The sequence below is a fragment of the Stenotrophomonas sp. AS012628 genome (assembly GCF_010608305.1).
Taxonomy (GTDB): domain Bacteria; phylum Pseudomonadota; class Gammaproteobacteria; order Xanthomonadales; family Xanthomonadaceae; genus Stenotrophomonas; species Stenotrophomonas geniculata.
On record NZ_VMBJ01000028.1, the window covers coordinates 1 to 20,507 of the forward strand.

20 protein-coding genes are annotated in these 20,507 nt (G+C 67.8%); 14 read left to right on the forward strand and 6 right to left on the reverse strand.

The annotated features are described in order from the left end of the window. The first annotated feature begins 169 nt into the window (after nt 1–169). The 9 genes from baeS to G5A07_RS13275 all read left to right on the forward strand — a co-directional run bounded on the left by baeS (nt 170) and on the right by G5A07_RS13275 (nt 9,779). Complete coding sequence (baeS, locus tag G5A07_RS13235) at nt 170–1,573, forward strand: sensor histidine kinase efflux regulator BaeS (RefSeq protein ID WP_191863423.1); 1,404 nt, start codon at nt 170–172, stop codon at nt 1,571–1,573. Beyond that, a complete protein-coding gene (locus G5A07_RS13240; protein WP_191863424.1) occupies nt 1,570–2,259 on the forward strand; it encodes a response regulator in 690 nt (229 codons plus the stop codon). Before baeS ends, G5A07_RS13240 begins: the two co-directional genes overlap by 4 nt. A gap of 116 nt (nt 2,260–2,375) precedes the next feature. Beyond that, a complete protein-coding gene (locus tag G5A07_RS13245; protein WP_019337016.1) occupies nt 2,376–2,906 on the forward strand; it encodes a gamma carbonic anhydrase family protein in 531 nt (176 codons plus the stop codon). 123 nt (nt 2,907–3,029) lie between these two features. Beyond that, a complete protein-coding gene (locus G5A07_RS13250) occupies nt 3,030–3,719 on the forward strand; it encodes an RDD family protein (RefSeq protein WP_010482196.1) in 690 nt (229 codons plus the stop codon). Next, nucleotides 3,716–4,708 carry a stage II sporulation protein M gene (locus G5A07_RS13255; protein WP_191863425.1) on the forward strand — a complete coding sequence of 331 codons (993 nt, stop codon included), beginning with the start codon at nt 3,716–3,718 and terminating at the stop codon, nt 4,706–4,708. The genes G5A07_RS13250 and G5A07_RS13255 overlap by 4 nt, the downstream gene beginning before the upstream one ends. Further along, a complete protein-coding gene (locus tag G5A07_RS13260; protein WP_191863426.1) occupies nt 4,698–6,320 on the forward strand; it encodes a DUF4129 domain-containing protein in 1,623 nt (540 codons plus the stop codon). The genes G5A07_RS13255 and G5A07_RS13260 overlap by 11 nt, the downstream gene beginning before the upstream one ends. Further along, a complete protein-coding gene (locus tag G5A07_RS13265; protein WP_191863427.1) occupies nt 6,317–7,501 on the forward strand; it encodes a DUF4350 domain-containing protein in 1,185 nt (394 codons plus the stop codon). Before G5A07_RS13260 ends, G5A07_RS13265 begins: the two co-directional genes overlap by 4 nt. Next, on the forward strand, nt 7,498–8,484 hold the full coding sequence (locus tag G5A07_RS13270; RefSeq protein ID WP_126560495.1) for a MoxR family ATPase: 987 nt from the start codon (nt 7,498–7,500) through the stop codon (nt 8,482–8,484). The genes G5A07_RS13265 and G5A07_RS13270 overlap by 4 nt, the downstream gene beginning before the upstream one ends. Further along, on the forward strand, nt 8,481–9,779 hold the full coding sequence (locus G5A07_RS13275) for a DUF58 domain-containing protein (RefSeq protein ID WP_191863428.1): 1,299 nt from the start codon (nt 8,481–8,483) through the stop codon (nt 9,777–9,779). Before G5A07_RS13270 ends, G5A07_RS13275 begins: the two co-directional genes overlap by 4 nt. An 82-nt stretch (nt 9,780–9,861) precedes the next feature. Here the strand turns inward: G5A07_RS13275 and G5A07_RS22595 are convergent, their stop codons facing one another. The 4 genes from G5A07_RS22595 to G5A07_RS13295 all read right to left on the reverse strand — a co-directional run bounded on the left by G5A07_RS22595 (nt 9,862) and on the right by G5A07_RS13295 (nt 13,691). Beyond that, nucleotides 9,862–10,185, reverse strand: coding sequence for a hypothetical protein (locus G5A07_RS22595; protein WP_308822326.1), 324 nt, complete (start codon nt 10,183–10,185; stop codon nt 9,862–9,864). A gap of 299 nt (nt 10,186–10,484) precedes the next feature. Further along, the gene (locus tag G5A07_RS13285; RefSeq protein WP_191863430.1) at nt 10,485–11,663 is read right to left on the reverse strand and encodes a glutathionylspermidine synthase family protein; all 1,179 of its coding nucleotides are present in this window, start codon (nt 11,661–11,663) and stop codon (nt 10,485–10,487) included. A gap of 7 nt (nt 11,664–11,670) precedes the next feature. After that, complete coding sequence (locus tag G5A07_RS13290) at nt 11,671–12,243, reverse strand: DUF1190 domain-containing protein (RefSeq protein WP_005420172.1); 573 nt, start codon at nt 12,241–12,243, stop codon at nt 11,671–11,673. A gap of 404 nt (nt 12,244–12,647) precedes the next feature. Continuing rightward, complete coding sequence (locus G5A07_RS13295; RefSeq protein ID WP_191850022.1) at nt 12,648–13,691, reverse strand: oxidoreductase; 1,044 nt, start codon at nt 13,689–13,691, stop codon at nt 12,648–12,650. Between the two features lie 170 nt (nt 13,692–13,861). On the opposite strand from G5A07_RS13295, the gene G5A07_RS13300 reads away from it, so the two are divergent. The 4 genes from G5A07_RS13300 (at nt 13,862) to G5A07_RS13315 (ending at nt 18,250) form a co-directional block, all read left to right on the forward strand. Beyond that, the gene (locus tag G5A07_RS13300; RefSeq protein WP_010480966.1) at nt 13,862–14,248 is read left to right on the forward strand and encodes a BON domain-containing protein; all 387 of its coding nucleotides are present in this window, start codon (nt 13,862–13,864) and stop codon (nt 14,246–14,248) included. 231 nt (nt 14,249–14,479) lie between these two features. Beyond that, on the forward strand, nt 14,480–16,297 hold the full coding sequence (locus G5A07_RS13305) for an ATP-binding protein (RefSeq protein ID WP_159360588.1): 1,818 nt from the start codon (nt 14,480–14,482) through the stop codon (nt 16,295–16,297). Next, on the forward strand, nt 16,294–16,734 hold the full coding sequence (locus G5A07_RS13310; RefSeq protein WP_005411057.1) for a response regulator: 441 nt from the start codon (nt 16,294–16,296) through the stop codon (nt 16,732–16,734). Before G5A07_RS13305 ends, G5A07_RS13310 begins: the two co-directional genes overlap by 4 nt. A gap of 4 nt (nt 16,735–16,738) precedes the next feature. After that, nucleotides 16,739–18,250 carry a hybrid sensor histidine kinase/response regulator gene (locus G5A07_RS13315; RefSeq protein WP_099560000.1) on the forward strand — a complete coding sequence of 504 codons (1,512 nt, stop codon included), beginning with the start codon at nt 16,739–16,741 and terminating at the stop codon, nt 18,248–18,250. A gap of 80 nt (nt 18,251–18,330) precedes the next feature. On the opposite strand, the gene G5A07_RS13320 is transcribed toward G5A07_RS13315, so the two are convergent. Further along, nucleotides 18,331–19,071 carry a 20S proteasome subunit A/B gene (locus tag G5A07_RS13320; RefSeq protein ID WP_191863431.1) on the reverse strand — a complete coding sequence of 247 codons (741 nt, stop codon included), beginning with the start codon at nt 19,069–19,071 and terminating at the stop codon, nt 18,331–18,333. 92 nt (nt 19,072–19,163) lie between these two features. Between G5A07_RS13320 and folK the strand changes: the two genes are divergently transcribed. Continuing rightward, entirely contained in the window at nt 19,164–19,649 is a 486-nt protein-coding gene (gene folK / locus G5A07_RS13325; protein WP_019336898.1) for a 2-amino-4-hydroxy-6-hydroxymethyldihydropteridine diphosphokinase, read from the forward strand. Between the two features lie 76 nt (nt 19,650–19,725). Here the strand turns inward: folK and G5A07_RS13330 are convergent, their stop codons facing one another. Next, on the reverse strand, nt 19,726–20,463 hold the full coding sequence (locus G5A07_RS13330; RefSeq protein ID WP_008265570.1) for a pteridine reductase: 738 nt from the start codon (nt 20,461–20,463) through the stop codon (nt 19,726–19,728). Nucleotides 20,464–20,507 lie beyond the last annotated feature (44 nt).

Here is a 20,507-nt window from a genome sequence, read left to right on the forward strand (position 1 = left end):
GGGGCAGCTGCAGGGGACGCGGGGAAGGGGACAGCGGGCGCTGGAGTGACATGGGGGGCGTGGGGGTCTTGCGTTGACCCGTGCACGCTGCCGTGGAACTGTGCAGAGAATATGGAGATTGTGCGACCGGCTCAGCTGGCGCTTGCTTTCGGCGCCGCATGCGCCGCTAATGGCCTCCGCGATGGCGAAGATTCGACTCAAATTCGGCCTGACCGCGAAGACCTTCCTCGCGATCTTCACCGCCTGCCTGCTGGTGCTGGCAGTGAACGGTATTGCCAGCCGCGTGGCCTTCCAGACCGGATTCCTGGACTACCTCAACGACCAGGGCGACCTGCGCATGCAGCGGCTGATGCCCCACCTGCAGCGCGAGTACCGCGAGCACGGTGGCTGGGGACATCTGCACGGTGATGGTGACCGCTGGGCGCGGTTGCTGCGCCCGGATCTGGCCCATGGGCACGAAGGACCGGTGCCGCCGCTGTCCGACCAGACCGGCGTGCCGTCGCGTCTGGGCCTGTTCGATGCGCAGCACCACTTCGTGGCCGGCAACCCCGACGCCACCAGCGATGACGAGCCGCATGCGGTGCAGGTGGACGGGCAGACCGTAGGTTGGCTGGGCATGGTGCCGTTCCAGACCGTCATCGCCACCAACGACCTGAATTTCTACAACACCCAGGTGCGCGCCTGGTGGGTGATCGGCATCGCCCTACTGCTGGTGACGGTACTGCTGGCCTGGCTGGTATCGCGGGCGCTGCGCCAGCGCCTGGCCAAGCTGGCCGCGGCCACGCACCGGCTGGCGGCCGGTGACTACGCCACCCGCATCGAGCGCACCAGCGACGATGAGCTGGACGCACTGGTCAACGACTTCAACCGGATGGCGCAGGCGCTGGACGATACCGAGCGCAACCGCCGCGCCTTCATCGCCGACATCTCGCATGAGCTGCGCACGCCATTGGCGGTGGTGCGCGCCGAGCTGGAGGCGATCGAAGATGGCATCCGTCCGCTGGACCGCGCCAACCTGGTGGGCCTGCAGGGCGAGATCCGCCAGCTGGGCAAGCTGATCGACGACCTGCACGACTTGTCGATGACCCAGTCTGGCGGCCTGGCGTACCGCTTCGCGCCACTGGACTTGGCGGCACTGCTGCGCAGCGAACTCAACGGCATGCGCATGCGCTTCGCCAATGCAGGCCTGGCGCTGGAGGAAGATCTGCCTGCCATGCCGTTGCAGGTGTGCGGTGACGAACGGCGCCTGCAGCAGGTGCTGGCCAACCTGCTGGAGAATGCACTGCGCTACACCCACGCCGGTGGCCGCGTACTCGTGCAGGCAGCGCACGTGCCTGCCGGCGTGCAGCTGATCGTGGAAGACACCGCGCCGGGCGTGCCGGCCGACAAGTGCGCGCTGTTGTTCGAACGCTTCTACCGCGTGGAGAGTTCGCGCAATCGTGCCAGTGGTGGCAGCGGGCTGGGCCTGGCCATCAGCCACAACATCATCCTCGCCCACCACGGCGTCATCCACGCCGAGCCCTCGCCACTGGGCGGGCTGCGCGTGGTCATCACCCTGCCGGAGCCTGCATGAGCACGTCGCCCGCCACGTCCGCGAAGATCCTGATCGTCGAGGACGAGCCACGCCTGGCCTCGGTACTGCGCGACTACCTGGCCGCTGCCGGCATGGCCAGCGAGTGGGTGGACGACGGTGGCCAGGTGATTGACACGTTCGCGCGCTACCAGCCCGATCTGGTGCTGCTGGACCTGATGCTGCCGCAGCGCGACGGCGTGGACCTGTGCCGCGAACTGCGCGCCAGCAGCGATGTGCCGGTCATCATGGTCACCGCACGGGTGGAAGAGATCGACCGCCTGCTGGGCCTGGAGATCGGTGCCGACGACTACATCTGCAAGCCGTTCAGTCCGCGCGAAGTGGTCGCTCGGGTAATGGCGGTGCTGCGCCGCTACCGCCCAGACCCCGGTGCGCGCGCCAACGGCGGCCTGCACATCGACGAGCCGGCCGCACGCGCCACCTGGAACGGCAAGGGCCTGGACCTGACGCCGGTGGAATACCGCCTGCTGCGCACGCTGCTGGCCACGCCAGGCCGGATCTGGGCGCGCGATGAACTGCTCGACCGGCTGTACCTGGACCATCGCGTGGTGGTCGACCGCACTGTCGACAGCCATGTGCGCAACCTGCGCCGCAAGCTGGCCGACGCCGGCATGGAAGGCGAGCCGATCCGTTCGGTGTACGGCATGGGCTACAGCTACGAACCCTGAGCTCCCTGTAGAGCCGAGCCCATGCTCAGCTGCGTAGGGAGCCGAGCATGGGCTCGGCTCTACAACGCACCACGCAGGTATCATCGTCGCGAACGCCCTGATTTCCGGAGACTTCGATGAACCCGCTGCGCCCCTTCCGCGACAAGATGCCCGTCCTCGGCGAGCGCGTGTACATCGACCCGGCCTGCACCGTCATCGGTGACGTGGAGCTGGCCGACGACGTGTCGGTGTGGCCGGGCACGGTCATCCGCGGCGATGTCAACTACGTGCGCATCGGTGCGCGCACCAACGTGCAGGACGGCACCATCATCCATGTCAGCCACCACAGCCCGTACAACAAGGCCGGCTACCCGACCCTGATCGGCCAAGGCGTGACCGTCGGCCACGGCTGCATCATCCACGCCTGCACGATCGGCGATTACAGCCTGATCGGCATGGGCGCCTGCATCCTCGACGGCGCCCGCGTGGAGCGCCATGGCTTCGTCGGCGCCGGTGCGGTGGTCGGCCCGGGCAAGGTGGTGGGCGAAGGCGAGCTGTGGGTCGGCAACCCGGCCCGGCCGGCGCGCACGCTGAGCGACAAGGAGATCGAGTCGCTGCACTATTCGGCCGACCACTACGTGCGGTTGAAGGACGAATACCGGGGCTGAGCAGCCAACGCCGCCACGCGGCTCTGCTAAAGTCTGGGCCCGACCAGGACCTGTCGAGACCCCCATGCCTGTGGCTGCCTGCCGGAGAGGACTCCGGCGCCCACAACGAAGGCCATCGCGCTGATGGCCGCACCGATGCTCGATACCTACCGCGAGGTGGTGACGCCAGAGGGTGTGCCGCTGCAGTTGCCTGCCGCCGGCCCGGTACCGCGGGCGATGGCCTGGCTGGTCGATCTCGGCGTGCGCATCGCGGCACTGGTGTTGGTGTCCATTCCGCTGGCGCTGCTGGACAAGTTCGGCTCCGGCCTCTACCTGGTGCTGATGTTCCTGGTCTACTGGGCCTACCCGATCGTCTGCGAAGCAGTGTGGGGACGCACCCTGGGCAAGCGTGCGCTGGGGCTGCGCGTGCTGTCCCGCGATGGCGCGCCGGTAGGCTGGATGGCGGCGATCACCCGCAACCTGCTGCGCACGGTGGACATGCTGCCCTTCGGCTATGCGCTGGGCCTGATCAGCAGCCTGTTCGATCCGCATGGCCGCCGCCTGGGCGACCTGGTGGCCGGCACCGTGGTGGTGCATGCACCCGCGCTGTATCTGCCACCGCCGCCGACCATCGACAGCGTGCTGGCCCCGCCGCAGCCCCTGCGACCAGAGGAACAGGCCGCGCTGATGGCCTTCGCCGAGCGCGCGCCACGCTTGTCGGCGGCGCGCCAGCAGGAGCTGGCCGGTATTGCCGAGCCACTGACCGGCACCCACGGCCAGGTCGGCGTTCTGCGCCTGTATGCGATGGCCAACTGGCTGCTGGGGCGGCGATGAAACAGGAGCAGTTCGTCGCCCGCTACCAGCAGGAATGGCAGGACCTGGAGCAGTGGCTGCTGCTGCGTGCCGGCGCCTCACGCCGCACGCGCCGCAAGGCCAGCGGCCTGGCACTGGACGACACTACCTTCCCGCAGCGCTACCGGCGGCTGTGCCAGCAGCTGGCGCTGGCCCGCGAGCGCGGCTACAGCCCGCAGCTGGTGCAGCGCCTGCAGCAGCTGATGCAGCAGGGCCACAGCGTGCTGTACCGCACGCCGCCGACACGTTGGCGGGGTGCCCTGGAGTTCCTGGTGGCCGACTTCCCGCTGCTGGTGCGCAGCCAGGCGCGCAGCATGTGGGTAGCGCTGGCGATGTTCGCGCTGCCGGCGGTGGCCTGCTTCGTGCTGGTGCAGGTCTATCCGGACCTGATCCACATGCTGATGGACAACCGCCAGATCGCAGAGATGGAGCGCATGTACGAGCCCGCCGCCGAGCGCCTGGGGCGTGACAGCGGCACCGACTGGATGATGTTCGGCCACTACATCATGAACAACATCAGCATCGCCCTGCGCACCTTCGCCAGCGGACTGCTGGCCGGGCTGGGCACGCTGCTGGTGCTGCTGTTCAACGGCGTGATCATCGGTTCAGTGGCAGGCCACCTGCAGCACATCGGCCATGGCGACCCGTTCTGGCGCTTCGTGGTCGGCCACGGCGCCTTCGAGCTGACTGCGATCGTGATCGCTGGCGGTGCCGGCCTGCAGCTGGGCATGAAGCTGCTGGCGCCGGGCCGGCGCAGCCGCCTGGATGCACTGGTCGACGGCGGCCGCATCGGCGCGCGGCTGTGCCTCGGCGTCGCCTTCATGCTGTTGGTGGCCGCCTTCATCGAAGCCTTCTGGTCATCGATCGCCGAAGTACCTGCATGGGGCAAGTTCAGCGTGGCCGGTGTGTTGTGGGCCGGCGTGCTGCTGTGGCTGTGGCGCGGCGGACGTGGAGCTGGCCATGCGCATTGACCACCTGGACGTGGCGCTGCGTGCCCGCAGTGGCTGGGAAGCGATGGAGCTGGGCACCGCGCTGTCCCGCCGTCACGCGCGCGCGCTGTGGGGCAGCTGGCTGCTGGCCAGTGCACCGCTGTTCGTGATCTTCAACGCGCTGGGCTGGTGGCTGGATGCCTTCGGCTGGGCCTGGCTGGCGATGTGGTGGTGCAAACCGCTGTTCGAACGTGCGCCGTTGTATGTGCTGTCGCGCGGCATCTTCGGTGAACCAGTCGGCACGCTGGCCGCGCTGCGTGCGCAACGTCACTGGGGCAACAGCGGCTTCTGGGGCTACCTGGGTTGGCGTCGTTTCAGCGTGCTGCGCAGCCTGTGCCTGCCGGTGAACCTGCTGGAAGGCAACACACCGGGCCAGCGCGGCCCACGTCGTCGTGCAGTGGCAGCCGGCGCAGCGGGCGCGGCACTGGTACTGACCGTGACCTGCATGGCGTTCGAAGCCGTGCTGGTGTCCGGCGCGATCGGTGCGGTGTTCATGTTCATGCCACTGGAGCTGATGTCCGAATCCTGGCGCGCCGCATGGGACATGATCGGCCAGGACACACCCGCATGGGCACGGCTGGGCTTCAACCTGGCGTGCTGGCTGGCCTCGGTGCTGATCGGCCCGTTCTTCGTCGGTGCGGGCTTTGGACTGTACTTGAACCGGCGCACGCAGATGGAAGCCTGGGATGTGGAGATCGCCCTGCGCCGCCTGCGCGAGCGGCTGCTGCCGGCGGTATCGACGCTGGCCCTGCTGCTGTGCCTGGCACTGCCGCTGGTCTCCGCACCGGTGCATGCGCAGGACACAGACGCCGAGCCCGAACGCGCCATGGGCAAGCCCAACGACCGTGGCATCGACGCCGAGGAAAGCGACGAAGCACCGACCATCGACCCGGCCAACACCCCGGCAATGATCTTCGGCGGTACGCCGGTGGATACCGCCGGCTTCCGTCAGGCAGTGAACCGCGCCTATGAAGACCCGCTGCAGCGCCCGACCCGCCAGGTCACCCGCTGGAAGCCGATCGAACAGGCCGAGGAAGAGAAGAAGGAAGACAAGCAGCTGCGGCGTGACACCAACAGCAACGGTGAACGCAAAGCGCGCAAGGACGGCATCGCCTGGCTGGCGCGGCTGGCCGAATGGGGCCTGTGGGGGCTGCTCGGCGTCCTGCTGCTGGTGCTGCTGCTGACCGCACGGCTGTGGCTGCCGTGGCTGCGGGGCAGTGGCCGACGCAAGGCCGAGGCCGCACCGCCGGTGGTGGAGGAACAGGTGGAGTTGCCGGTGGTGCTGCCGCCGGACGTGGCCACCCAGGCCGGCCTGCTCTGGGACCAGGGCCGGCCGCGGCAGGCGCTGGCCCTTCTGTACCGCGCCAGCGTGCGCACGGTGGGCGAGCGCAGCGGTATCGCGCTTCCACCCGGTGCCACCGAAGCGCAATGCCTGCGCGCGTCGCGGCGCATGCCCGAGGCCAGCGACCGTGACCTGTTCGCGCGCATCGTGCGCATGTGGCAGTACGCCGCCTACGGTGGCCGCCTGCCCAGCCGCGCCGATTTCGATGCATTGGCCGATACGCTGCGCCAGCAGTACGGATGGCAGGCATGAGCCCGCGCCTGTTCTGGTCGCTGCTGCTCGGTGCATTGGTGCTGTTCGGTGTACCGCTGACGATCCTTTACCTGCGCACGCATGAGCGGGTGACCGAAACGATCCGGCTGCCGCCACAGGGCGAGGCCGCCTACAACCCGCTGTATGTACTCAGCCAGGCCCTGCGCGCCGATGGCATCGAGGTGCACTCACGGCCGCGTCTGGAACTGCGGCAGATGACGCTGGGGCGCCATGACACGGTGGTGCTGCTGCAGGACAGCAGCGAACTGCCGGTGCCGGCGATGAAACAGCTGCTGGACTGGGTGGACCAGGGCGGCCACTTGCTGGTGCGTACGCCGCCACCGGCCGAGGACGATGCCGGCAGCACGCAGGGGCCCCTGCTGGATCAGCTGGGCGTGGACAGCCTGTTCCAGCGCAGCGACTGCCAGCCGTTCCATGTCGACGACGATCCTGGTCACGTTGAGTTCTGTGGAGGCCGCCGCTTCACCCTGGGTTTTGCCGCCAGTGCACAGGCCGAACGTCGCTGGGGCACGGATCGCGACCTGGTGTTTGCGCGCCTGCGCCATGGCCAGGGCAAGGTGAGCGTGCTGGCCGACATGGAGTTCATGCGCAGCGAGGTGGACTCACCGGCAGCGCGCCTGGCATCGGCAGGGGGCAAGGCCAGCGACGGCCTGCACGACGCGTCGCACCGCGACCTGACCCGCTATCTGCTCGATCCGAACTACGGCAAGGGTGCGGTCTGGCTGATCTACGCCAGCCGCCCGCCGTCGCTGTGGTCGCGCATGTTCTACCAGGGCTGGCCACTGTGGGCGCCACTGCTGCTGGCCCTGCTGGGCTGGTTGTGGGGCCGCTCGCAGCGCTTCGGCAGCCTGCTGCCGTCACCGGTACTGGAACGCCGTTCGCTGCTGGAACACGTGCGTGCCAGTGGTGAACTGCTGCTGCGTTTCGGCCACGGTACGCGCCTGTACGAGGCCGTACTCGCCCTGTTCCTGCACCGCCTGCGCCTGCGCGCACCGGTTGCGGCCGCACTGGATGGTGCGCCACGCGATCAGGCCATCGCCGAGCTGCTGAAGTGGCCTCAAGGCCGCGTTGCCAGCGCGCTCACGCCCCCTCCGCCGCACGATTCCTCCGCCCTGCGCGAGCGCATCCGCTTGCTGCTCCAGATGAGATCCCTGCTATGACCGAAGTCCCCGCGCTGCCGGCGGCCGCCAACGCCCGCCTGATCGAACGCGTCGATGCCATCCGCACCGCCGTCGGACACGCCTTCATCGGCCAGGCCGATGTGCTGGACCAGATTCTGGTGGCCCTGCTGGCCGGCGGCCACGTGCTGATCGAAGGCGTGCCCGGGCTGGGCAAGACGCTGCTGGTGCGCGCGCTGGCCCAGGCCCTGGAGCTGGACTACGGTCGCGTGCAGTTCACCCCCGACCTGATGCCCAGCGACGTCAGCGGCCACGCGGTGTACGACCCGAAGAGCGAGAGCTTCAAGATCCGCCGCGGCCCGGTGTTCACCAATCTGCTGCTGGCCGATGAGATCAACCGTGCACCGGCCAAGACCCAGTCGGCGCTGCTGGAAGTGATGCAGGAAGGCCAGGTGACCATCGAAGGCAAGGCCTTCACCCTGGCGCCGCCGTTCATGGCGCTGGCCACGCAGAACCCGCTGGAGCAGGAGGGCACCTACCCGCTGCCGGAAGCGCAGCTGGACCGTTTCCTGCTGAAGGTGCTGATCGACTATCCGCAGCTGGAGGACGAGAAGCGCATGGTGACCGCGATCACCAGTGGTCGTGCTGCCAGCGATTTCGACCTGAGCCAGGTGCCGCGCGTGCTCGGTGCCGGCGAGTTGCTGGAACTGCAGCGTGCCACTGCGGCGATCACCGTCGATGACGAAGTGATCGACTACGCGGTGCGCATCGTTGCCGCCACCCGGCAGTGGCCGGGTATCGCGGTCGGTGCCGGCCCCCGTGGCAGCATCGCGCTGGTGCGTGCTTCGCGCGCGCAGGCGGTGCTGGCCGGCCGTGATTTCGTCACTCCGGATGATGTGCGCGACATCGCACGCCCGGCGCTGCGCCACCGCATCGCGCTGGCCCCGGAACTGCAGATCGAAGGCCAGGACGCCGACGACGTGCTGGGCGCGCTGCTGGCCAAGGTGGAAGCGCCGCGCCGATGAGGCCGGCCCCGCTGCTGCTGGCGCTGCTGCTGGCCTGGGCCGCCTTGGGTGGCCTGGTGCTGGGCGGGTTGCTGCCGCGCTGGAGCTGGGCGCTGGCGGCACTGGCGATTGCCGTGCCGGCGTTGATGGATCTGTGGCGGCAGTCGCGGCGTCCGTCGCCGCAGGTGCAACGCGAACTGCCCGAAGCGCTGGCACTGGGCGTGCGCCGCGAGGCCGCGCTGCGGCTGCAGGCAGACACGTCGATGACGGTGCAGGTGTTCGACCTGGTGCCCGGCGGCTGGCCGCTGGAATCGCTGCCGCAGCGCGTGCGCCTGCAGGCCGGCAGCGCCTCCACCCTGCACTATCACCTGCACCCGCTGCAGCGTGGGCACTTCCGCTTTGAAGGCGTGCACCTGCGCATGCGCTCGCCGTGGCGCCTGTGGTGGCAGCAACGCACCCTGCCACCGGCGCTGGACGTGCGCGTCTACCCGAACTTCGTGCCGCTCACCCGCTTCGCGCTGTTCAGTGCGGACCAGGCCTCACGGCTGGTGGGTGCGCACGTGAAACGCCGGCGTGGCGAAGGCACCGACTTCCACCAGATGCGCGAGTACCGCATCGGCGACAGCCTGCGCCAGCTCGACTGGAAGGCCACGGCACGGGCACGCAAACTGGTCTCGCGTGAGTACCAGGACGAGAAGAACCAGCAGCTGCTGCTGATGCTCGACAGTGGCCGGCGCATGCTGGCCAGCGAAGGCGGGCTCTCGCATTTCGACCACGCCTTGAACGCTTCGCTGGTGGTGGCGTACCTGGCGCTGCGCCAGGGCGACGCCGCCGGCCTGTTTGCTGCCGGTGGTGAACGCCGCTGGGTGGCGCCGCAGCGTGGCATGGGCACGGTCGAGCACCTGTTGCGTGCCAGCTACGACCTGCAGCCGCGCGCGGTGGCCACCGACTACCTGGCCGCCGCCACCGAGGTATCGCTGCGCCAGCGTCGGCGCGCGCTGGTGATGCTGGTCAGCAACGTGCGCGACGAGGACATCGAAGACCTGCTGGCGGCAGTGCGCCTGCTGCAGCGGCGCCACCTGGTATGCGTGGCCAGCCTGCGCGAGCGCGAGCTGGACGGCGTGCTGGACAGCGAAGTGCAGACACTGGAAGACGCCACCCAGGCCGCTGCCGCCGCACTCTACCTGCAGCAGCGCGCGAAGGCGCACGACGCACTGCGCAGCGAGAAGGTGATGGTGCTGGACGTGACCGCCGATGCCCTGCCCGCAGCGCTGGTGGAGCGCTACCTGGCAGTGAAGCGCGAAGGGTTGTTGTAGCCCTGCGCTTGACCGGAGCCGAGCATGGGCTCGGCTCTACACGTGTTGTTCCGTAGAGCCGAGCCCACGCTCGGCTGCCGTATCAGCGCTCACCCAACAACCGCCGCTGCAACCGCTCCACCGCGCGCTGCAGCAGCACCCGGTTGCGGGCCAGCTTCATCCACTGCGGCAGGCGCGAGAACATGGATCGGTGATGGCCGCTGCCTTCGCGCAGTCTGGCCGCGGCGTAGTCGTGCAATGCCTGCAGGTGCTCGGCGTTATACGCCCACAGCAGGCCAGCCGAGGTTTTTTCCACCAACCTCAAAGGCAGGCCGAAGTCCGGGTCGATGGCTTCGTTGCCAAGCCACCGCGACCGGGTGACCTCGACATCGCTGCTGCGCCCACATTGGCTGCAGTCCGCAGCCATGGTCCGCAGCGGCGGGGTGGCACGGGCACGACGTACCTCGATGCGTACCCACTGGTCGCCGCAATAACCACACGGCCGGTAACCGCTGTAGCGCACCGGTCCTACCCAGTCTCCGGAGCCACAGCGGCTGCAACCGCAGCCGCCGTTCAATGCCTGGCTGCAACCCAGGCACCGGAAGCGGCGTGAATCAGGCGTACCTACCACCCAACCCGGCGTGTCACATCGATTGCAACGCACCGCCACCCGGTCTGCATAGCGCAGCAGGGAGTGACCGTCGTCCCGGTGGCGCCCAGCCACCATCAGACGTAGATCCGCGTCGGCGCCTCATCAACGATCGCGTGCGGCACGAAGCGCGCACTGTCACGGGTGATCGCGCTGTCGTCCTCGCGGATGCCGATGCCGCAGGCGTGGTCACCGATCACCCAGCTGCCGATCAGCGGGTAGCCGCCTTCGAAGCGGGTCAGCGGATGCGCGCGCTGGATGATCGCCGGGCCGTCGTAGGGACCGTCGCTGCGCTGGGTGCTGCCATCGGCCAGGTGCATCTCGATGTTCGCGCCTTCGCGCGAGAACAGCGGCTTGCGCACCCAGCCCGAGGCCAGTGCACTGCCGTCATCGAAGTGCGCTTCCAGCAGATTCGGATGGCCCACGTTGCGTTGCCACAACAGCGGCAGGATGCCCTTGTTGCTCAATACCGCCTTCCAGGCCGGTTCCAGCAGCTGCACGCCCGAGCCGGGCAGCGCGCGGCCGAACTCTTCGGCCATCAGGTCTTCCAGCGGATACAGCTTGAACAGCGTGCCGATCACCGAATCATCCAGCGCGGTGAAGCGGCCGTCTTCGGACAACCCGATATCCTCGACGGCGATGGCCTGGCCGTGCAGGCCGGCCTGCGAGGCGCAGTCGCGCAGGTAGTCAACCGTGCCACGGTCTTCTTCGGAACTGCCCACCGCGCTGAAGTACAGCGGCGGCGGCAGCTGCGTGGCCAGTTCGCCGAAACGCTCGACCAGCGCCTCGTGGATCGCGTTGAACTGGTCGGCATGCTGCGGCAGGCGACCGGCATTACGCTGGTCTTCCAGCCACTGCCACTGGAAGAAGCTGGCCTCGAACAGCGAGGTCGGCGTGTCGTAGTTCAGTTCGTACAGCTTGGCCGGGCCGGTACCGTCGTAGGCCAGGTCCAGGCGCCCGTACAGGTGTGGCTGGCGCTGGCGCCAGCTGTCGGCGATCCAGTCGCGGTAGTGCGACGGAATCGCCAGCTGGTCCATCAACCGTTCACTGGCGATGACATCGCCCACCAGGTCCAGCGCCATCTGGTGCAGCTCGGCGCTGGGGTCTTCGATGTCCTGTTCGATCTGGCGCAGGGTGAAGGCGTAGTACGCGCTTTCATCCCAGTACGGCTGGCCGTCGATGGTGTGGAAGCGGAAACCCGCCTCTTCCGCGCGTACCCGCCACTGGGCACGCTCGGCAATCCGGATGCGCTGCATGGGTCGATCAGCCGCCGTAGCTGCCGCTGGTGCTGCGGCGTGCGCTGGTGTTGCCGAAGCCACCACGGCTGGCAGTGACCGCACGGTTCGGCTCGCTGGTGACCGGCGCCAGGCCAGCCTTGCCGGCACCGATGCCGCTGGCGGTGTTCAGGCCACCGGTGCCGCCCGGTGCCGGGCGCGCCCAGCCAGCGTTCTTGTCCTGGTAAGCCGGTGCCGACGCCGGCGCCTGCGGGGCGAGGCCGCCGCGGTTGCTCAGCATCTGCGACATGAAGAAGCCCATCATCATCGGGCCGATGAACGAGGTACCCGCCGACGTGTGCTGCTGCACGCACTGTTCCGGCTTGTAGTCCTTCTCGCAGGCTTCCTTGCTGGCGTACTTCGGCGCCGCATCGGCGGCCTGCTTCTGCGCTTCAGCAAAGGCATTGCGGCACGACGACGGATCGCCGGTGGCCTCGGTGCAGGCCTCCACCGAGGTGTACAGGCCTTCCTGCACCTTCACCTCCGGCTCCTTCTGGCAGGCGGTGAACAGCAGCGGCGCGGCACTCATCAGCAGCAGCGCGGTGGTGCGGGAACGTTTCATGGCCTCATGCCCTGTCGACGGATCAATGCCCCAATGATGCCAAATCCGGACCAGCAACCGGAATCGGCAAAGTCCGAAAGATGAACGGACTTTCATTTTCGTCGTTCCCCATCGTCCACGCATGGCGTGGATCCATCGTGTCGACCAAGGTCGACACCTACCAAGAGCAGAGCGCCGGCCCTCGACAGATCGCAGGAAACTGTCGAAGGCGGGGTGGGTCCGGTTGCGGGGGCGTGAGCGCCATGGATGGCGCGACCGAGGCTACATGGACGTACTTGCGCCGTCCCCCGCAACCGGACCCACCCCGCCATCCCACGGATAGCCGGCTTTTGCTGTTGCTGTTGAGGTTGCCGGCCAGCGGCCGGCACTACCGCTTCGGCAGGTGCAGGGCGCAGCCCTGCCGATCACCCCAACGCGATTCGCCGCCCTTCGCGCGCACTGTCCATGCCGGCCTGCAGCAGCCGCATCAACTGCAATGCCTGCACCGGGCTGACCGTGGCTTCTCCGTCGCCATGCATCGCCGCCGCGAACTGTGCATACAGCCGCCGGTAGTCACCGGGCAGGTTGTCGACCGTCGTGCGCTGCACGTTGTCTTCGGCATCGCAGCGCACCAGCTCACCATGCCGCGGATCGATACCCCAGCCTGGCGCACCGGGTGCCACACCGCGGCGCAGCTGCGCCTCCTGCACGTCCAGGCCGTGCTTGATCCAGCTTGCCTTGCTGCCATGCACGCTGAAATGCGGCGTCTGCGCCGCCACCAGCGAACCGGAATGGATGATCGCGCGATGCCGCGGGTAGTGCAGCACCGCGTGGAAGTAATCGATGCCGCTGCCACCTTCGCGCTGCACGGCCAGATCGGCATCGACCGCCTCGGGCCAGCCGAACAGCACCAACATCTGGTCCAGCAGGTGCGGGCCCAGGTCGTACCACAGGCCACTGCCGGGGCCATCCTGTTCGCGCCAGCGGTCGCGTACCTGTGGACGGTAGCGATCGAAGTGCGCATGGCACTCGGCAATGTTGCCGAGCGTCCCGTCCGCAAGCAGCGCCTGCAGCGTGAGGAAGTCGGCATCGAAGCGCCGGTTCTGGAACACGGTGGCGATGCGTCCGGCATCGCGTGCCGCAGCCAATACCGTTTCCGCTTGGGCCACGTCCAGCGCGAACGGCTTGTCGACCAGCACATGCTTGCCCGCAGCCAGTGCCGCGATTGCCAGCGGCGCATGCTGTTCATTCGGCGTGGCGATCACTACGGCATCCACGGCTGGATCGTCGAACACCTCCTGCGGCGTGGAACGCACGTGCACGTCGCTGAACGCGCGCAGCAGCGTGTCGCGCTGCGAGCTCACGATGCTGTGCAGCACCAGGCCCGGCGTGTGCTGGATCAGGGGCGCATGGAAGACGCGGCCGGCAAGGCCGTAGCCGATCAGGGCCAGATGCAGGTCGGGGCGCATGGCAGAGCTCCGGCAGTGGGAAGGGCAGGGTAAACGACCCGCGACGGCAACCCCAAACTGAACCGTTGCCGTTGAATGCGGGTCGATTCACGGCAGCGTGACCGCAGCGCCACGCGTGCTCTACGCCTACTTGTCCAGACTGGCAGCACATTCCGCAGGAGTACGACACGATGAGCAATACGACCCGCACGCTGATTGCCTCGGCCCTTACGCTGGCCCTGGCGCTGTCCTCCTCGGCCGCATTCGCCAAGGATCCGGCCGCGAAGAGTCCCCCCAAGACCGATCATTCGGCAATGACCCACGCCGACCGCCATGATTCCAACGAGCCGGTGACCGACAGCTGGATCACCACCAAGGTGAAGGCTGATCTGCTGGCCAGCAGCAACGTTCCGGGCACGGAGATCAAGGTGGAAACGGTGAACGGCGTGGTCAGCCTCAGTGGCGCCGTGGCGACCCAGGCCGAGAAGGACAAGGCGGTCACCACCGCCAAGGGCATCAAGGGCGTGACCCGCGTCGATGCCGCTGCATTGAAGGTCAGTGCTGCTGCCAAGCGCTGACCCCGGTGGGCGCCCCATGCGGGGCGCCCACTGACCTGTAGAGCCGAGCCATGCTCGGCTGGAACTCCAAGGCAGCCGAGCGTGGGCTCGGCTCTACAGCATCGAATTCCGAACCCGTTCAGCCAACCGCGCTGGAAATTCCAGAGTTGTGACCGCCTGCGCTATATTGCCGGTTCCGCCGCAGTGGGGCCGGTAACGGCAGACGCTTTGCGGCTGTGCTGACGAGGAACTATGGCGCTGGTTTTCAGTGATGACATCTGGGACCGCTGGCGGTTGCCGGCCCTGGCGCTGGCCGCTGCCGCGATCATCGCGGTGCCGTGGTTGACCCTGCGCAAACTGCAGCAGGACAGCGAAGATGCGATGGCCTGGGTCAACCATACCCAGGCTGTCGGTGTGGCGCTGCAACAGCTGCAGGCCGATGTACGCGATGTCGAATCGGCCGCGCTGACCCTGTCCAAGGGCGTGGACGCACCTGGCCTGCGCGAGCGCATGGCCAAAGCCAATGACCTTCCCGGGCGCCTGGCTGAACTGGGGCGGATGACCCGCGACAATCCTGATCAGCTGATCCGCATCGGCCGCATCGAGTCGATGCTGGAAGGGCGCATGGCGCTTGCCCGCGAACTGGCAAAGTCCGAGCCCAACAGTGATCAGCGCGAGCTGGTGCAGGATCTGAGCACGCGTTATCCGATCCGTGGCCTGGTGGAGGAACTGCAGGCCAGCGAGCAGAAACTGCTGACACAGCGTGCCGAGCAGGCTGCCCGCCAGCGCAAGCAGACCGAGCTGGTGTCGTGGAGTTCGCTGGTGATCCAGCTGTCGCTGCTCGGCCTGGTGCTGTGGCTGCTGCAGCGGCAGATTGGTCGCCGCCTGTATGCCGAACGGCAGTCGCTGCGCTCGGCCGCACGTGCAGCCTCGGTGCTGCAGACCGTGCGTGAACCGATCGTGCTGCTCGACCGCGACCTGCGCGTGCAGCTGCACAACCCTGCCTTCGCCGAGTTGTACGGGCTGCAGGATGAACGCGCCGATGGCCTGTTGCTGGACACTGTCGGCGACGGCGCGTGGAAGGATCCCGTGATGCGCCAGCGACTGTCCGATGTGCTGTTGCGCGGCCGCGAACTGTGGGACTTCGAGCATGAACAGCGCGCCGCCGATGGCATGGTGCGCTACATGCTGCTCAACGCGCGGCGCATGCCGCTGCCGGACACCGACGACGAAGTGGTGTTGCTCACGATCAGTGACGTCACCGTGCAGCGTGCCGTGCAGTTGCGGGTGGAGGAACTGAACCGCCAGCTGGAAGGCAAGGTTGCGCAGGTGTCCGAGGTCAACAGGGAACTGGAAGCCTTCAGCTATTCGGTCTCGCACGATCTGCGCGCGCCGCTGCGCCACGTGGCCGGATTCTCCGACAAGCTGTCGCGCCATCTGGGCGACGCCGCCGATGACAAGAGCCGCCATTACCTGGAGGTGATCTCCAGTTCGGCGCGGCGCATGGCGGCACTGATCGACGACCTGCTGGTGTATTCGCGGCTGGGCCGCGCGGCAATGCGCCAGCAGGCGGTGGACATGCAGTCGCTGGTGGCCGATACCCGCGCCATGCTCGATTCCAACCTGCAGGCCGAGGCCGAGAACAGCGGCCACGCGCACCACGTGGAGTGGAGCATCGCACCGCTGCCGATCGTGGTGGGCGATGAGAACATGATCCGCCAGGTCTGGCTGAACCTGCTCGGCAACGCGGTGAAGTATTCGGGCAACCGCGAACCGGCGAAGATCCGCGTGGACTACCAGCCGCAGCCTGACGGCGGTCATCAGTTCACGGTCAGCGACAATGGTGCAGGCTTTGACATGGCCTACGCCGGCAAGCTGTTTGGTGTCTTCCAGCGCCTGCACAAGGCCAGCGACTACCCGGGTACCGGCATCGGCCTGGCCAGCGTGCGCCGCGTGCTCACCCGTCATGGTGGCCGTATCTGGGCCGAGGCTGAACCGGACGTCGGCGCCACCTTCCACTTCTACCTGCCTCCCGCGATCGATGCGGACAAACAAGGGCCTTCTGCATGACCACTCTGCGCACCATTCTTCTCGCCGAAGACAGCCCGGCCGATGCCGAAATGGCGATCGACGCCCTGGAAGAGGCGCGTCTGGCCAACCCCATCGTGCACGTCGAGGATGGCGTGGAAGTGATGGACTACCTGTTGCGCCGTGGTGCCTTTGCCAACCGTGAGGAAGGCCTGCCGGCGGTGCTGCTGCTGGACATCAAGATGCCGCGCATGGATGGCCTGGAAGTGCTGCGGCAGATCCGCGAGCACGAAGAGCTCAAGCGCCTGCCGGTGGTGATCCTGTCGTCCTCGCGCGAGGAAAGTGACCTGGCCCGCAGCTGGGACATGGGCGTGAACGCCTATGTGGTCAAGCCGGTGGACGTGGACCAGTTCTTCGGCGCGGTGCAGACCCTGGGAAAGTTCTGGGCGTTGATCAACCAGGCACCGGAACTCGAGTGAGCCCATGCCCCTGACCGGTCCCGCCCTGGGGGCGCTGCGCATCCTGCTGGTGGAGGACTCACCGGAAGATGCCGAGCTGATGTCCGAACAGATGCTTGATGCGGGCCTGGAGGCCCGTTTCGAGCGTGTCGAGAGCGAGGCTGAACTGCGCCAGGCACTGGTCGCGTTCCAGCCGGACATCGTGCTGTCCGACCTGAGCATGCCGGGATTTTCCGGTGACGACGCGCTGCGCATCGTGCGCGAAACCTCACCGGAAGTGCCCTTCATCTTCGTCTCCGGCACCATGGGTGAGGAGAACGCGGTGGCGGCGCTGCAGAAGGGCGCCAATGACTACATCATCAAGCACCTGCCGGCGCGCCTGCCGTCGGCAGTGGCGCGTGCGATCCGCGATGCACGCAGCGCGATCGAGCGTGCACGGGTGGAAACCGAACTGATGCGCGCACAGCGCCTGGAAAGCCTGTCGCTGCTCGCCGCCGGCCTCAGTCACGACCTGCGCAACATCCTGCAGCCGCTGCTGATCATGCCGGACCTGCTGAAGGCGCGAACCGACGATCCGCAGCTGCACCATCTGGCCGATGTCATCGCCGAGTGCGGCCGCCGTGGCCATGAGATGGCCGAATCGATGCTGTCGTTCGTGCGCGGTTCGCGCAAGCCGAGCGAACGCATCGAGATCGATGGCCTGTTCGATGCGGTGGCGCTGCTGTTGCGCAGCAACGTGCCCGATGCGGTGCGCCTGGAACTGCAGGTGCAGGACGAAGGCCTGGTGGTCGACGCCAACTACACCGAACTGCAGCAGGTGATGTTGAACCTGGCGCTCAACGCGATCCAGGCGATGCCCAACGGCGGTCGCCTGAGCCTGACCGCCAGCCATGCCGGCCAGCGCGATGGCGTGGACTGGATGCACATCCGGGTGGCTGACGAAGGGATCGGCATGGATGCGGACACACTGTCGCATCTGTTCAATCCATTCTTCACCACCAAGGCCGATGGCACCGGCCTGGGCCTGATCTCCTGCAAACGCATTGTTGAAGGCGCCGGCGGCAGCATCCACGTCAGCAGCCAGCCGGGGCAGGGCACCTGCTTCGAGCTGCGCCTGCCGATGCACGACGCCATTGATGGCAGTGAGCCGATCGAACAGCTGGTGGCACTGGGCAGTGGCCAGTCGATTCTGGTGGTCGATGGCGAAGCCACGCGCCTGTCGCTGCTGGGCAATGCGCTGTCCAGCCAGGGCTACCAGCTGCAGCTGGCGTCCGACGGCCCGGCTGCGCTGCGCTGGATGCAGCAGGAGGCGTTGCCGGCACTGGTGATCGCCGACGCCGGCTCCAAGCTGCTGCCGGCCAGCCAGCTGCTGGGCGAGATGGCGGCACTGGGCTATCGCGGCCCGGCGCTGGTGCTGGAGGACCCTGCGGTGCCGGTCTCGGTCGATGCATTCCCGGCCGGTGTGGAGGTGCATGTGCTGCGCAAGCCGCTGCAGATGCAGCAGGTCTTCCGCGCGGTGGCCGAAGCGCTGGGTTGATGCCGCTGGAGTTCTGTAGAGCCGAGCCTATGCTCGGCTGCTGTTCGTATTGACCTCGACAGCCGAGCATGGGCCCGGCTCTACAGGATGGTTTCCCAGGGGAACCGCGGCAGGGCGTCCACCGCCTGTTCCAGCCGCCGCGACCAGTTCTGATGGATGTCGGCATACAACGCCGAATCCGCGCCCAGCCGCAGTTTCTGGCCGATGCGCAGCTCGCCGTCGCGCAGCAGCGCAAGATCGATCGGCAGGCCCACCGACAGGTTGGAACGGATGGTGGAGTCCAGCGAGACGATCGCCGTGCGCGCCGCGTCTTCCAGGCGGGTGGCCGGGCTGAGAATGCGGTCGAGGATCGGCTTGCCGTACTTGGACTCACCGATCTGCAGGTAGGGCGTCTCCGGCGAGGCGGCGATGGCGTTGCCAAGCGGGTAGATCATGTACAGCCCGGGCCGCTCGCCGGCGATCTGGCCGCCGAAGATCAGCGTGGCCTGGGTGTTGACTCCATCGTGGCCATGTTCGCTGTGGCTGCTGTGCACCTGGCTGTCCACCAGCAGCTGGCCGACGTACTCGGCAGCCTCGAACAGGTGGGTCATGTCGTGCAGGTTGGGCGTGCGTCGTTCACTGGCGTCGCGCCCCAGGCGCGACACCAGCAGCTGGGTGGTGGCCAGGTTGCCAGCCGCCATCAGCACGTAGGCTGCCTGGCCGGGGTACTCGAACACGTGCAGCTTGCGGTGCACGCGCACATCGTCCAGCGAGGCATTGGTCCGGGTGTCGGCAGCGAAGACCAGGCCCTCGTCCACCTCGATTCCAACGCAATAGGTCATGTCGGTGCCCTATCATGTGCGTCCCGGATTGTAGGCAGGCCGCCGTGACGACGGCATGTCCACGCCCCCCCAAGTGCCGTCACCTGAACCGCATGACCACCGTGCTCCTGAGCCTGGGCAGCAACGTCCAGCCCCGCCGCTACCTCCACGCCGCGGTGACGGCCCTGCGCGAGCGCTTCGGCGCGCTGCGGGTGTCGCCGGCCTACCGTACTGCCGCGGTCGGCTTCGACGGCCCGGCCTTCCTCAACAACGCCGTGGCGATCGACACCGACCTGCCGCTCCAGGAACTGGACGACTGGCTGCACGCGCTGGAAGACGCGCACGGCCGCGACCGCAGCGGGCCGCGCTTCTCCGACCGGACCCTGGACATCGACGTGGTGTTCTACGGTGACCTGGTGGTGGAAGGCCCCGGCCACCTGCGCATTCCGCGCCCGGAGCTGAAGCATGCCTTCGTGCTGAAGCCGCTGGCCGACATCGCCCCGGACTTCATCGACCCGGTCAGCGGATTGGACCTGGCCACGCTGTGGCGTGCGCACACGCAGTTTGGCGAAGCGTTCGAGGTGGTGGAGCTGGAATGATGGGTTGTTGTTGCCGCTGCGCTCGCCGGGCATGGCCCGGCGCTACCGGTGGTGCCGGCCGCTGGCCGGCAACATTTCAGCTGACGGTGCGCCCACCATCCACGCGCAGGGTGTGGCCGGTGACGAAGCTGGCTTCGGCCACCAGCCAGTACACCGCTTCGGCAATCTCCTCGACCGTGCCGATCCGCGCCAGCGGCGTGCGCGCCAGCAGCGCCTCGCGGGCGAAATCGTCCTTGCCCTGTTCCGGCCACAGGATCGCGCCGGGCGCCACCGCATTGACCCGCACCTTCGGCGCCAGCTCCAGCGCCAGCGAGCGGGTGGCCATCTCCAGCGCGGCCTTGGCCATCGTGTAGGCGATGTGGTCCCGCATCGGGTCGGTGCCGTGCAGGTCGGTCAGGTTGACGATGCAGCCCTGCTGGCGGCGCAGGTAGGGCGCCGCCGCCTGTGACAGCAGCAGCGGCGCGCGCGCGTTGACCGCATACAGCTCGTCCATTGCCTCGGCGGTGACCTGACCGAGCGGGGTGGGGAAGAAGTTGGAGGCATTGTTGACCAGCGCGTCCAGGCGGCCAAAGTGGGTGACGGCCTGTTCCACCAGGTCGGGCAGGGCGTCGGCGTCACGCAGGTCGGCCTGCAGGGCCAGCACGCTGCCGGGGCGCACGTTGTCGAAATCGAACGCGGCCTGCTGCAGCTCGGCGCTGGAGGTGTTGGCATGCAGCACCACCGACCAGCCACAGGCGTGGAACTGGCGGGCGATGGCCGCACCGATCCGGCGCGCGCTGCCGGTGATCAGGACCACGGGGTGGGTATCGCTCATCGAGGGTCCTCCAAGGCTCGGCTATCCTGTGCACCATTGTCACC